The organism is Acidovorax sp. (genome assembly GCF_046291265.1).
Taxonomy (GTDB): Bacteria; Pseudomonadota; Gammaproteobacteria; order Burkholderiales; family Burkholderiaceae_C; genus Acidovorax.
This window is the reverse complement of sequence record NZ_JBKBTV010000089.1, coordinates 1-13,343: the sequence shown is the minus strand read 5'-3', so window position 1 is coordinate 13,343 and position 13,343 is coordinate 1. Positions and strand designations below refer to the sequence as shown.

The 13,343-nt window shown below is 64.2% G+C and carries 12 protein-coding genes and 1 pseudogene; 9 read left to right on the top strand and 4 right to left on the bottom strand.

Going from position 1 to position 13,343, the window contains the following annotated elements; all coding sequences use genetic code 11:
• The first annotated feature begins 6 nt into the window (after window positions 1-6).
• A complete protein-coding gene (ahpF, locus tag ACK41V_RS21790; RefSeq protein WP_409785515.1) occupies window positions 7-1,617 on the top strand; it encodes an alkyl hydroperoxide reductase subunit F in 1,611 nt (536 codons plus the stop codon).
• A 456-nt stretch (window positions 1,618-2,073) separates the two neighbouring features.
• Here the strand turns inward: ahpF and ACK41V_RS21785 are convergent, their stop codons facing one another.
• From ACK41V_RS21785 to ACK41V_RS21770, 4 genes are all read right to left on the bottom strand, one after another.
• On the bottom strand, window positions 2,074-2,490 hold the full coding sequence (locus tag ACK41V_RS21785) for a transposase (protein WP_409785510.1): 417 nt from the start codon (window positions 2,488-2,490) through the stop codon (window positions 2,074-2,076).
• On the bottom strand, window positions 2,490-3,620 hold the full coding sequence (locus ACK41V_RS21780; RefSeq protein ID WP_409785509.1) for a transposase: 1,131 nt from the start codon (window positions 3,618-3,620) through the stop codon (window positions 2,490-2,492). Before ACK41V_RS21780 ends, ACK41V_RS21785 begins: the two co-directional genes overlap by 1 nt.
• Before the next feature lie 134 nt (window positions 3,621-3,754).
• Window positions 3,755-4,216 (bottom strand): hypothetical protein, encoded by a 462-nt coding sequence (locus tag ACK41V_RS21775; protein WP_409785507.1) that lies wholly within the window; start codon window positions 4,214-4,216, stop codon window positions 3,755-3,757.
• A gap of 91 nt (window positions 4,217-4,307) precedes the next feature.
• On the bottom strand, window positions 4,308-5,030 hold the full coding sequence (locus ACK41V_RS21770; protein WP_409785505.1) for a hypothetical protein: 723 nt from the start codon (window positions 5,028-5,030) through the stop codon (window positions 4,308-4,310).
• A gap of 565 nt (window positions 5,031-5,595) precedes the next feature.
• Here ACK41V_RS21770 and ACK41V_RS21765 point away from each other — a divergent pair.
• From ACK41V_RS21765 to ACK41V_RS21730, 8 genes and pseudogenes are all read left to right on the top strand, one after another.
• A complete protein-coding gene (locus ACK41V_RS21765; protein WP_409785513.1) occupies window positions 5,596-7,845 on the top strand; it encodes a TonB-dependent hemoglobin/transferrin/lactoferrin family receptor in 2,250 nt (749 codons plus the stop codon).
• A 51-nt stretch (window positions 7,846-7,896) separates the two neighbouring features.
• Window positions 7,897-8,253 carry a hypothetical protein gene (locus tag ACK41V_RS21760; protein ID WP_409785503.1) on the top strand — a complete coding sequence of 119 codons (357 nt, stop codon included), beginning with the start codon at window positions 7,897-7,899 and terminating at the stop codon, window positions 8,251-8,253.
• Complete coding sequence (locus ACK41V_RS21755) at window positions 8,250-9,374, top strand: hemin-degrading factor (RefSeq protein ID WP_409785502.1); 1,125 nt, start codon at window positions 8,250-8,252, stop codon at window positions 9,372-9,374. Before ACK41V_RS21760 ends, ACK41V_RS21755 begins: the two co-directional genes overlap by 4 nt.
• On the top strand, window positions 9,364-10,287 hold the full coding sequence (locus ACK41V_RS21750) for a hemin ABC transporter substrate-binding protein (protein ID WP_409785512.1): 924 nt from the start codon (window positions 9,364-9,366) through the stop codon (window positions 10,285-10,287). Before ACK41V_RS21755 ends, ACK41V_RS21750 begins: the two co-directional genes overlap by 11 nt.
• Window positions 10,284-11,381, top strand: coding sequence for a FecCD family ABC transporter permease (locus ACK41V_RS21745; protein ID WP_409785500.1), 1,098 nt, complete (start codon window positions 10,284-10,286; stop codon window positions 11,379-11,381). Before ACK41V_RS21750 ends, ACK41V_RS21745 begins: the two co-directional genes overlap by 4 nt.
• Entirely contained in the window at window positions 11,378-12,190 is an 813-nt protein-coding gene (locus ACK41V_RS21740; RefSeq protein ID WP_409785498.1) for a heme ABC transporter ATP-binding protein, read from the top strand. The genes ACK41V_RS21745 and ACK41V_RS21740 overlap by 4 nt, the downstream gene beginning before the upstream one ends.
• A 189-nt stretch (window positions 12,191-12,379) precedes the next feature.
• A complete protein-coding gene (locus ACK41V_RS21735) occupies window positions 12,380-12,772 on the top strand; it encodes a hypothetical protein (RefSeq protein ID WP_409785497.1) in 393 nt (130 codons plus the stop codon).
• Window positions 12,773-12,911: 139 nt separating this feature from the next.
• Window positions 12,912-13,343: pseudogene (locus tag ACK41V_RS21730) on the top strand (transporter); the annotation flags it as partial.

Sequence of the window (13,343 nt, the reverse complement as noted above, 5' to 3'; positions counted from 1 at the left end):
ACCACCATGCTCGACGAACAACTCAAGACCCAACTCGCCGCCTACCTGGAGCGCGTGCAGCAGCCGTTTGAGCTGGTGGCTTCCCTGGACGACAGCGAGACTGCGCGCGACATGCGCGAGCTGCTGACGACCATCCAATCGCTGCGCACCGACAAGATCACCCTGCGCACCGACGGCAACGATGCGCGCAAGCCATCGTTCAGCCTGCAGCGCGTGGGCGCCACCAACAGCCTGCGCTTTGCTGGTCTGCCCCTGGGCCACGAATTCACCTCGCTGGTGCTGGCCCTGCTGTGGACCGGCGGCCATCCGCCCAAGGTCGAGCAGGATGTGATCGACTCGATCAAAGCTTTGGACGGTGACTTCAACTTCGAGGTCTACATGAGCCTGACCTGCCACAACTGCCCCGACGTGGTGCAGGCGCTGTCGCTCATGGCCATCGTCAACCCGAAGATCAAGACCACCGTGATCGAAGGCGGCGCCTTCCAGCAGGAAGTGACCGACCGCGAAATCATGGCCGTGCCCATGGTGTTCATCAACGGCCAGGTCTTTGGCTCGGGCCGTATGACGATTGAAGAAATCGTCGCCAAGCTCGACACCGGCGCCGCCGCCCGCGAAGCCGCCAAGCTCAGCGCCAAGGCACCGTACGACGTGCTCATCGTCGGCGGTGGCCCCGCAGGCGCCGCAGCCGCTGTGTACGCCGCCCGTAAAGGCATCCGCACCGGCGTCGCTGCCGAGCGCTTCGGCGGTCAGGTCAATGACACGCTGGCGATTGAAAACTACATTTCGGTGCTCGAAACCGACGGCCCCAAGTTTGCTGCCGCACTCGAGGCCCACACCCGCGCCTACGGCGTGGACATCATGAACCTGCAGCGCGCCGACAAGCTCATTCCCGCTGCCGAGCCCGGTGGCCTCATTACCGTGCAAATGGCCAACGGCGCTACGCTGCAATCCAAGACGGTGATCCTGTCCACCGGCGCGCGCTGGCGCAACGTCAACGTGCCGGGCGAAGCCGAGTACAAGAATAAGGGCGTGGCCTACTGCCCGCATTGCGATGGCCCGCTGTTCAAGGGCAAGCGCACCGCGGTCATCGGCGGCGGCAACTCGGGTGTCGAGGCCGCCATTGATTTGGCAGGCATCGTGGCCCACGTCACGCTGGTGGAGTTTGCTGACCAGCTCAAGGCCGACGCCGTGCTGGTCAACAAGCTCAAGAGCCTGCCCAACGTGACCATCCACACCAACGCGCAGACAACGGAAATCACCGGCGCCGACGGCAAGGTCAACGGCCTCAAGTACAAGGACCGCGCCACCAATGTGGAGCACCTGGTGCCGCTGGAAGGCGTGTTCGTGCAGATTGGCCTCGTGCCCAACACCGAATGGCTCAAGGGCACGGTAGAGCTGTCCAAGTTCGGCGAGGTCATCGTCGACTCGCACGGCCGCACCAACATCCCGGGCGTGTTCGCAGCGGGCGACTGCACCACGGTGCCGTTCAAGCAGATTGTGATTGCGGCGGGTGATGGATCGAAGGCGGCGCTGAGCGCGTTTGACCACCTGATTCGCATGCCGGTGGTTGCGGCTGCTACTGCGCCTGCTGCTGAGCCGGTGGCAGAGCTGGCGTGATTTTTGAATGAAATTGGCCTCTAGCGCTTGATGGATAAGCGCTAGTAGCTATAAATAAATGAGCGACTGGATGTTTCGGCATCCGGTCGCTTTGTTTTTGGCGTGATCACGGGGGAGATGATCGAGTGGCCAAGGCGCCGGATGGTGGGTTGATTTTTCGCCCGCTATCGTTGAGGGGCGCGGCGGTTTGCAAGGTGTTTGGCGCTGCTGGAAATGAGCAGTTCGAGGCCGCAGCGCCCTGATGTGTGGGGCAGAATTCGGCCAGGAGCAGCCTGTGGAAGGGAATGGAAGCAGACGCTCAACGAGACTGTAAAAAAACCTGTGTTCTGCAAGCGTTTTCCATGACTTACACATGACGCGGCGTCAAGTTCAGGGTGTGAATGTTCATGTCCGAAGTTTGCCGCAATTTCGGTCCCAAACAGTCCTGACGACAGTTCATTGGCCCGCTCACCCACTCTACCGGTCCCCGTTTCGCCCCAACTGAGTCTTCGCCAACTTCTCGATGTTGTGCACCATGCAGTACAGGTGCCACTGCGTATTGACCTTGGCGTGACCCCTGTGATTTAAGCGGGTCAGGCGCTTGTTGTGGCGGATGTTGGCAAACACCGGCTCCACGGTGCCGATGCGTTGGCTATAGAGCTGTCTGCCCCGGGGTGAGTCAATCGCCTGGCGCATGCATTCACTGGGGTGGATCGGGTTTTTGATCTTGGGCTCAAAGCGGGTGACTTGGCGGCCCCGACCGTCATTGGGTTTGAGCGGGCCTTTGAGGCATTGCCCGCTGAGGCCGCATGCCTTGCAGTGCGCCGCCTTGGCCGTATAGGTCTGGTAGTGCAAACCCGTGGCCGTGGTGTAGATGCTGCCAGGGCTGCTCATCAACTTGCCCGCGGGCAGGTGGCGGTGTTGTCGTCGTTGAAACGGAAGTCTTTGGGTTGGAAGCGCTTGACTTCTTTGGGCTGTCCTGTTGCCTTCTTCTCGGACAGCGGATCGGGATGGGCTTTGTACTTGCCTTGTTCGGCAAAGCGCTCGTCGCGGCTGCGCATCTGGTTGTCGGCAATCAGAGCGGGGATGTGGTGGTCCTTCAGATGCTGGACATTGGCATCGCTGTGGTACCCGGCATCGGCGGTGATCAGGGTGTGCTCTTCACGGTAGGGCTGGCTTTGCGCAATCATGGGCAGCAGCATGGCTTGTTCGGAACCTGAGCCTGTGACATCGGCCGCCACAATGACTTGGTGCGCACTGTCCACCGCCGCCTGTGCCGCATAGCCCTGGATGACGCCTTTGCTGGTGGCCATCTTGGCGCTCTCGGGGTCGGTGACGTTGGTCTTGAGTTCCTGGCCTTTGCGGTTCTTGCGGGCTGCGCTGTTGACCAGAAACTCCCGGATGCGTGCCGCTTCTTTGCGCAGGGCTTCAATGCGGGCTTGGCGCTTGGGCTCTGGTGCAGCGTCTGCGCCGTGTTTGTCTTGGGCCTGATGCAGGGTCAGGATCTTGTCGGCAGCCTTCTCCAATCGATCTGCGCGGTGGCGCAGCTCTTCATGGGTCCCGCTGCGCTCTTTGCTGGCGTTGGAGGGGAGCTTGACGCCGTCAATGGCGAACATATCGCGGCCAATCAGTCCTTGGGCATCACAGGTCATCAGGATTTGGCTGAACAAGGGTTTGATCTGCGAGCTGAGCTTGACCACGAACTTGGCAATGTGGGCATCGCTGGGTTGGCTGTCGCCGCTGATGGCGATGAACTGGACGTTGCGCTGGCACGTTTGTTCAATCACCCGGCTGGAGATCAGGCCTTGACTGTAGGCCAGCAGCACGATCTTGAGCATGACGCGAGGGTCGTAGGCGCTGGCGCCCACTTCATCGTTCTTGAACTCGGCATCCAAAGCGCGGAGGTCGAGTTCGTGGTCGACCAGGTAGTTCAGCGCGAAGGCAAAGCTGCCGGGGATGATCTGCTCGGACAGCACCACCGGCAGCAGCAGGCTGTTGTGGTCTTGGGGCTTGTAGCGGGCCATGATTGCGATCTCCTTGTCCGCGGAGATTGCAAGCGCCGTGCCAGAGTTTTTTTACAGCTTCAACGTTTGACATGAGCGATGACCGACCAGCGAAGCCGGTTGGGCATCCGCTCGATGGAATGGTTAGACATCTCTCACGGGGCCTTAAGCGTGGCGCTAATAAACGCCGCCGAAATGGAGGCAACCGCCGCCAAAACCGCAATGGTGATTGGGATGATGACCGTCTTCCATGCCTCGCTGCGCTGCACCTCTTTGGCATGAAGATCTACTGCAAGCTGCATCAGCTTCGCGGTGGTGTCAGGAGGTAGCAAAGGACGAATTTCGTCGCCGTCTTCACGCTCCACCGTCTCTTGGGCATTTCTCGCAATGAGGGAAACGTGGGCTCTCTTCTGTCCGGTCGGATTCACGCGAAAGAACTCGCGATGCTGACTGCCAACTTCAATCCAACTGTCCGCGCTCGTGGGTTTGCCCTGCAGTTCTGAACTGAGACCATCCTCGCTTCGTCTCGTCTTAGGAGACAAGGCTAGGACTTGAATCAGCGCCAGAACATCGGGTAGCCGGCCATCTATGAGGTAGCGCGTTTTCCTGTTTGCCATATTCCTCCCTGCATCCGGGATGCCCAACGTTGGAACTCACCGGACCGGCGCGGCTTGCCGCGACAGGTCCGGCGGAATGAATGGTTGGACGTCATATCGCCCGGATCATTTCGTTAACATGATCTCGTCCGGTGTACCCGGACACGAAACTCCAGCCTGCAAACATGGACCACATGAACTGAGAGAGCGGCTTCAACTGGTCGTCTCTATCCGACCAATGGCGGCTTCGCTGAAGCACCTGGGTCAGGTTGCGCAGGAAACTGAAGACCTTTTCGTCCGCAACCTCCACAGTAGTGAGTGTGTAGTCCAGTTCACCTCGGAATAGGTCAAGTTCGCGGACAAGGGACTGGACATAGTCGTCAGTGAGCCCGTTGAGCACCGCGTGCCAGCGATCTTGGTCCTTCGAGACACGTTCTTTGAAGAATGTCCTGAACTCCTCTTGGCTCTTCAGGCGATCAATCAAGGTGGACTCTGCAGGTTCATTGCATGCCCAGAGAAAGTGCATTAAGCATTGTTCTTTGAGGTCGTCGTAGCGGCGCAGCAGGTGAGCCTTCAAACGATTCTTCTTCTGCCAGGCCGGAAGGCGAACCACAAGCACGTAGATAAACAGGCTGACGATGACGCCGACAGCGATGTCGAAAGTGATCTGGTTGCCAGTGGTAAAGGGTCTAAAGACGTCTTCGAGTGCTGTTCCCTTGATGAAGTCCGGACGTGGATCCGTGCTCGACTTGAACATGAGAAACAGGCTGCCCATGACAAGCAGCCAGAGCAGCAGATCAAGGGCATTTCGGCGGATGAATGCCAGCATGATCATCTATGACGTCCACCGTGATGTATCCCGCAAAACCTGCGGGATGAACTGGACCGCGCGGGATATTCTGGACACTGTTTCCTCCTGGGAGTGGCTTGCAGCATAGGTTTTCAAGGGGCGACCTGTTCAAATATCCAGGTATAAAAATTCCGTGGAAACCCGGCATGCGCCAACTCGGCAAACTATAGCTTGCCGTAGGCAGACAACGAAATTTCCAACAGCAGCGTGCAGCAAGTCAAAGGCAGCTTCCGGGCGGCGCTTCTGAACGGCTGCTCAGGGCCCAAAGCACGCGTACCTGATCCCGAATACTCGGGGCGCGAATTTTTTCGGTTCTCAGGCCCCCTGGTTCACACAAGGCGCTGCTGATCGCAGATTTCGATACGTATTGAGAACTATTCTCATATAATTCACCCATCAGCCAGCCACAACGGCCCTCCTTCTGCGATCACCGCAGAAGCCAGGACCGTCTGCATGGAGCCAGCTCTGTACTCGTCATCGTTTCAGAGAAGGACATCCATCCGTGGTGCAGGCATCCCTTTCCCCGTTGTTTTCTTCCCGGTCTGCGCTGTTGCAGACCTCCGGCCCGTCGCGCCAACCAGGCCCGCAGTGGCCGGGGCCGCTGGCCTGGCTGGTTGCCTGTGCCTGTGTGGCCATGGGCACGGCACATGCTCAAGATGCTGCCGTGCAGCTAGTCGCCGCAGGCCCGGCGCTGAAGGAAGTCGTCATCAGCGGCTCGCGCACCGAGCAAGACCCGGACGAGCTGCCGATGAGCATCGACGTGATCAATGCCCAGGCGCTCGAAGAGGGCCAGGTGCGTGACATTCGGGATGTGGCGCGCGAGCTGCCCAATGTGTCGGTGGCGCGTTCGCCGTCGCGTTTTACGCTGGCCAGCGGGTCCACGGGGCGGGACCAGAATGCGGGCTTCAACATTCGGGGGCTGGATGGCAACCGTGTGTTGATGATGGTGGACGGCATTCGCCTGCCGCGCAGCTATGTGTTCAGCGCCAATGCGTTTGGGCGCGACTACCTGGACATCGGGCTGCTGCAGCGCATTGAGGTGGTTCGTGGTGCCACGTCGGCGTTGTATGGGTCCGACGGCATGGCCGGGCTGGTCAACTTCATCACGGCAGATCCGTCGGCCTTTTTGCAAGACGGCAAAACGTTGGGTGGGCGCGTCAGCGCGGGCTACGACGGTGACGACCATGGCAAGCGCTTGGGCGCTACGGTGGCCGGGCGTGCAGGCGACGCGGTGCAGTGGCTGATCGGTGGCAACGTGACCCGCACCCGCGAGCTGGACAACATGGGCACCAACGCTGCGGCCAATGTTGACCGCACGCTGCCCAACCCGCAAAAGGACCAGAGCGGCGCTTTGCTGGGCAAGGTGGTGCTCACACCCGGTGGCGGCCAGCGCCATGTGTTCACGCTGGAGCATGTGGACAAAAGTGCCGACTACGAGCTGCTCACCGCGCGTGCCAAGCCGCCGCTGGCCGGCACGTCGGTGCTGTCGTCCACGTCGTTCACCGACATGCAGCGCAGCCGCGCGACGTGGGAGGGCTCGTGGCGCGTGAACACGGCCTTGGCCGATGACCTGAAGGCGACGCTGAGCTTCCAGGATTCGCACTCGCGCGAGTACATCACCGAAGACCGCAACACCGCTGCCGACCGCGTGCGCGACGTGACCTATGACGAGCGCACCTGGCAGGCCAATCTGCAGGGCAACAAGCTGCTGCGCATGGGCTCGGGCGGCAGTGCCTGGGTGCAGAAGATCACCTATGGGCTGGACCACACGGCCGCCAAGGTTAGCAACCTGCAGACGGGGGTGACGCCGCCCGTGGGCGAGACGTTTCCGCTCAAGCGATTTCCGGACACTACCGAAACCAGCACCGCGCTGTACGTGCAGGACGAGTTGGTGAACGGCGCATGGAGCATCACGCCGGGCGTGCGCTTTGACAGCTTTCGCATCAAGGCCGACCAGACCGGGTTTGGCGCGCAGGCCGTGTCGCTGTCGGGCAATGCCACGTCGCCCAAGCTGGGGGTGTTGTACCGCGCCACCGAACAGTGGAGCGTGTTTGGCAACTACGCGGCAGGCTTCAGGGCGCCCAATGCAGGGCAGGTGAATGCGTTCTTCGAGAACCCGGTCGCCAATTACAAAACCATCCCCAACGCCAATCTCAAGCCCGAAAAAAGCCAGAACCTGGAGCTGGGCGTGCGGGGCCGCATGCAGGCACTGTCGGTGGAGGCGGCGGCTTTCAGCGGGCGTTACAAAGACTTTATTGAAGACCTGCAGCAGGTGGGCGGCACCGGCGCGCCCGGCAACCCGTTGGTGTTCCAGTCGGTCAACATCGGCCGCGTGAAGCTCAGTGGGTTTGAGGTCAAGGGCCGCATGGACTGGGGCTCGGTGGCGGGTGGCCAGGTCAGCACGCCTTTTGCCTACGGCCAGACGCGGGGGCGTGACACCGCCACGGGCCGCCCCGTCAACACCGTGGACCCAACGCGCCTGACGGCCGGTGTGCGCTACGAAACCGCTGGCTGGCATGTGCGCCTGGACGCCACCCACAGCGCCGCCAAAAAAGCCGCCGACGTGTATGTGGCTGCGGGCGGCACGCAGTACCTCACGCCGTCGTACACGGTGCTCGACCTGGCGGGCCAATGGCGCATCCGCAAAGACCTGCGCCTGAACGCCGGCATCTACAACCTCACCGACAAAAAACACTGGCGCTGGGCCGACGTGCGTGGCCTGGCCGCCAACGCCAGCTTCATTGACGCCTACACCCAGCCGGGCCGCGCAGTGCGCGTGTCGCTGGTGGCGGATTTCTGAAGCCGCCCCGACCTTGTCCATGTTCATCCATCCACACCCAGGAGAGACACCATGACCCACACCGCCAAATCCGCTGAAAGCTCAGACCTGCCCAACGCCAGCGATGAGGAATACAGCCTGCCCTGCGCCGAAGCCCTGCTGGCGGGCACGCTGGCCCTGATGACCGGCTATGTGCAGGCGTGCTGCGACAGCCACCGCGAAGCCATGGGCCACAAGATCGTGACCAACCTGCAATTGCTGGGTCAGTCAGACGTGTTCACGCCGCACTTTCGCACCATGCTGTGCAACCTGCAAAACCGTTGGGTGCAGCAATGTGGCGCAAACCGGGCCGAACCTGTGGCCGCAGCCCTGTCTGCCGCCGAGCAACGCCGTGTGCTGTGGGTGCCCGCACCCGAGGTGGTGCAATGAGCGCGGTGCTGCTGGACCCCGCCGCCACCGCCAGCCTGCAGACCGCCCCCGGCATCCGCGCCCAGTTTGCCGCGGCGCGCGCTACGGGCAAGCGGGCCAAGGACGCTGCCGAAAGCCTGGGTTTGTCGGAGGGCGCGGTGGTGGCCGCTCACGCGGGGGAGCACGCCCAACCCTTGACGGCGCTGCCGTTGCAAGGCTCGTGGCTGGAGCTGCTGCAGGCGCTGGGCGCCTGCGGGCCGCTGATGGCGCTGACCCGCAACGAAGCCGTGGTGCATGAGAAGACCGGTGTATACGTCAACGTGTCTGCCACCGGCCCGGTGGGGCTGGCGCTGGGCGAAGACATTGACCTGCGGTTGTTTTTTGCGCAGTGGCACGCAGGTTTTGCCGTGACCGAGTTGGCCAACGACCCTGCGCGGCCACCTGCACAAAGCCTGCAGTTTTTCAACGTCCACGGCCGCGCTGTGCACAAAGTGTTTGTGCGCGAGGCCACCGACCGCGCTGCGTTTGATGCCGTGGTGCAGCGCTTTGCGCAGCCCAGTGCGGGTTATGTGTTTACCCCGCGGCCAGCGCCCGATGCACCCCGGCCCGATGCCGATATCGACGCTGCAGGCCTTCGCGAAGCCTGGGCCGCCATGCAGGACACGCACGAATTTTTTGGCCTGACCCGCCGATTTGGCGTGGAGCGCCAGCAGAGCTTTCGTTTGGTGGAAGGGCAGTTTGCATGGCGCGCGGCCCCACAGGCCATCACACGCTTGCTGGACGAGGCCGCGATGGACGGCTTGCCCATCATGGTGTTTGTCAGCAGCGGTGGTTGCATCCAGATCCACACCGGCCCGGTGCGCAACATCAAGCCTTTGCAAACGCCCTCCGCCCAGTGGATCAACGTGCTGGACGAGGGCTTTAACCTGCACCTGCGCACCGACATGGTCCACAGCGTGTGGGTGGTTGAAAAGCCCACCGCCGACGGTGTGGTGACTTCGGTGGAGGCTTTTGACGCCGCGGGCGAGCTGATGGCCATGTTCTTTGGCGCGCGCAAGCCGGGCCAGCCCGAGCTGCAAGGCTGGCGTGACCTGGTGGCGCGCCTGCCCGGTGTTGAGGAGGTGGCCGATGTTGCCGCGTGATTCGAAGCGGCACCTGCAGCAGGGAGCCTTGTTGAGCCGCCACTTGGCGCCGCGGGGCGCCTTGCGGCGCCAGGTGCTGCGAGGCCTGGGTGCGCTGCCCCTGGGCGCCGTCCTGAACGCCAGCGCAGCCCCGTCTGCAGCGCGCATCGTGTCGCTGGGCGGCGCGCTCACCGAGGTGGTGTACCTGCTGGGCGCCCAAGGCCAACTGGTGGGCACCGACACCACCAGCCTGTTCCCCGAAGCCGCGCTCAAGACAGCCAAGGTCGGCTACATGCGCCAGCTGTCGGCCGAAGGGCTGCTCTCGCTCAAGCCCGACGCCGTGGTGGGCACCACCGAGGCTGGCCCGCCTGTGGTGCTGGACCAAGTGCGCAGTGCCGGGGTGCGGGTGGAGCTGGTGAAGGCCGACCATTCGTGGGACGAGGTGCGTCGCAAGGTGGCCACGGTGGGCCGCGTGACCGGGCGCGAGCGCGAGGCCCAGGCGCTGCAGGCCGACCTGGACGCCCAATGGGCCCGTGTGCAGCAGGCCGTGGCCACCGCGACGCGGCGCCCACGCGCGCTGTTCATCCTGTCGCATGGCGGCAGCCCCATGGTGGCAGGCACGGGCACGGCGGCCGATGCGTTGATCCGGTTTGCGGGCGGCGTCAACGCCATCACCCAGTTTGCAGGCTACCGGCCGCTCACGGCCGAGGCCATGGCCAGTGCGGCGCCGCAGGTGCTGCTCAACAGCACGCAAGGCATTGAAGCGCTGGGCGGTGAGGCGGCCTTCTGGCAACGCCCCGAGCTGGCGCTGACCCCCGCTTTTGGCCGCAAGGCGCTGGTGGCGATGGAAGCAAGCCACCTGCTGGGCTTTGGGCCCCGCCTGCCGGGCGCGGTGCAAGAGCTGCATGCGCGCATGCAGGCGACCACGGCGTGAGCGGCCTGGCGCTGGCATCACGCGGTGGCGACACCCGGCGGCTGGGCCGCCTGCCGCCGCGCACGGCATTGCTGCTGGGTGGGGCGCTGGTGCTGACGGCGTTGCTGTGGGCCAGCACCCGGGGCGCCTATGCCATTTCACCTGCGCAGCTTTGGCAGGTGCTGGTGCAGGCCGTGGGCGGTGCCCCTGCTGATGTTGCCGCAGCAACAGCGGCACCCGAATACCTGGTGTTCATGAACATCCGCCTGCCACGCTTGCTGATGGGCGTGGCCGCAGGCGCAGGACTGGGGCTGGCGGGCGCGCTGATGCAGGGGCTGTTTCGCAACCCGCTGGCCGACCCGGGCCTGATAGGGGTCAGCAGCGGGGCGGCGCTGGCCGCCGCCTTTGCCATCGTGCTGGGCAGCCAGTGGTTTCCCGATCTGCCCCGAACGCTGGGCAGCTGGCCGCTGGTGCTGATGGCGTTTGGCGGCGGGTTGCTGGTGACGGGGTTGATTTACGCGCTGGCCCAGGCAGACGGCGGCACGCGCATGGGGCTCATGCTGCTGGCGGGCGTGGCGGTCAACGCGCTGGCGCTGTCGGGGCTGGGCTACCTTAACTTCATCTCGACCGACGAGCAGCTGCGCAACCTGCAAATGTGGCTACTGGGCAGCCTGGGCGGCGCGCGCTGGAGCGCCGTGGCGCTGGTCAGTGGCGTGGTGGCCCTGGCGGGTGTGCTGGGCCTGGCGCTGGCGCGCCCGCTCAATGCCATTGCGCTGGGCGAGGCGCAGGCCGCGCTGCTGGGGGTGCCGGTGGAGCGCACCAAGCGCCTGGCCGTGCTGGTCACGGCGCTGGCGGTGGGCGCTGTGACCGCAGCCACCGGCATCATCGGTTTTATTGGCCTGGTGGCGCCGCACTGGGTGCGCCTAGTGGCGGGGCCGGACCACCGCGTGGTGCTACCGGGCTCGGCCTTGCTGGGGGCATCGCTGGTGCTGGCTGCCGACGGCGTGGCGCGCACCGTGGTGCAACCGGCCGAACTGCCGCTGGGCGTGTTGACCGCCTTCATCGGTGTGCCGCTGTTTTTGGCCATGCTGCGCCAGTTCAGGAGCAAGGTGTGAACCGGCCTGCCGTCAACCTTTTGGTGTGTGACCAAGTGGGCGTGGGCGTGCCAGGGCGGCCGCTGCTGGCCACGGTGCACGCGCAATTTGCGCCGGGACGTGTCACCGCCATCCTGGGGCCCAATGGCGCGGGCAAGTCGACCTTGTTGTCCATGCTGTCGGGCCAGCGCGCGCCGCGCTCGGGCAGTGTGCGCCTGGCGGGCAAGGCGCTGTCTGCGTTTAAAGCGCTAGACCTTGCACGCCACCGCGCGGTGTTGCCACAAGAGACGGCGGTAGCGTTTGACTTCACGGTGCAGGAGGTGGTGGAGATGGGGCGGTTTCCCCACCGGCAGCACCCCAGCCGCCACGAGGCGCGCATCGTGCACGAAGCCATGGCGGCCACGGGTGTGACGCAGTTGGCTGCGCGGAGTGTCAATACGCTGTCGGGCGGCGAGCGTGCCCGCACCCACCTGGCACGGGCGCTGGCGCAGATCTGGGAGCCGCTTCCAGAAGGTGCGGCACGCTGGCTGCTGCTCGATGAACCCACTGCCGCGCTCGACCTGGCGCACCAGCACCAGGCCATGGCCTTGGTGCGCCGCTGGGCGGTGGAGCAGGGCGTTGGCGTGATCGCGGTGCTGCACGACCTGAACCTGGCGTTGCGATACGCCCACGACAGCCTGCTGCTGGCCCCCGGCCTCAGCAGGGTGCAAACCGTGGGGGCAACGGCCGACCTGCTGACCCCCGACACCATCGCACAGGTGTGGGGTGTGCGCAGCGTGAGGGTGAGCGCCGCCGACGGAGTGCCGCAGTGCCTGGTGGCACAAATTTAGTGCAATAAATGGCTGCTAGCGCTTGATGGGTATATAAAAGTTGCTATAAAAATGAAAGCAATCTTGCCCATTCGATCCCTGCTTCGGGGTGCCCGTCATGCGCTGCCTGGCCTATGCCCTTTTTTGCTGGGGGCTATGGCCGGGGGCTTGGGCCACCGCCTGCTTAGAATCCCGCTGCCTATGCATCGCATGCTGCTCGTTTTTCTGTTGGTGTTTTTGCCGCTCCAGTCCATCTGGGCGGCCGCCTCGCCGTATTGCGGGCACGAGTCGGCACCACAGGCATCGCACTTTGGGCACCATGTGCACGACCACCAAGGCGATCTGCACGGTGCCGATGCAACGGCGGCTGCTGCCGAGCCCTCCCAGGCCAGTGAAACCTCAGAACACAAGGCCTTGACCAGTTCTGGCACCGTCGACATGGACTGCCATGCGTGCCACGGCGCGGGCAGTGGCATGGTCTGGAGTGCAGGCGCCCCGGCGCTGGTGGTCGCGGTCGGACGGCCTGCGGCCCAGACTGCACCGGTCTGGGTGCACCCCCCTCTTTCCCGCCCCGAACGCCCTAATTGGCCATCCCTCGCCTGAGCGGCGAGGCGGGCACCGGGTAGCCCCTTCCTGACGATTCCACGCTGTCCTGGCGGGCAGCAGCGGTGCGCACCTGCGCGCCGGGCGTCGTGCCTTGCCGATTTCAACCCCGTGGGTCACCCCACTGCAGAGGAATCGGATGCAACGAACGAAAAGAACAACATTCACGCCATGGCTGTCGATGGCCGCCGTGGCTGTGGGGTGTGCGCTGGCCAGCGGCGCCGCGCTTTCCCAAACACCAGCGGCGGCTCCCGCCAGCCAACCCCTCACGCTCAAAGCCCTGTTCGAGCACGCCTGGGCGCGCCAGCCCGAGGCGCAGTCGACCGCACTGCGGCGCGAGGCGGCGCAGGCCGTGCGCCAGGGCGCTTCGTCGTGGACGGCCGAGCCCGTGGCGCTGGAACTTTCTACCAAGACCGACCGCCCCGGCAGCAACCAGGGCAACCGCGAGGTGGAGGTGGGAGTGGCCCTGCCGCTGTGGCTGCCTGGTGAGCGTGCGCGCAAGGCCGCGCTGGGCGATGCCGAGGCGACGGCGGTGGACAGCCGCCGACTGGCCGCGCAGCTGCAATTGGCC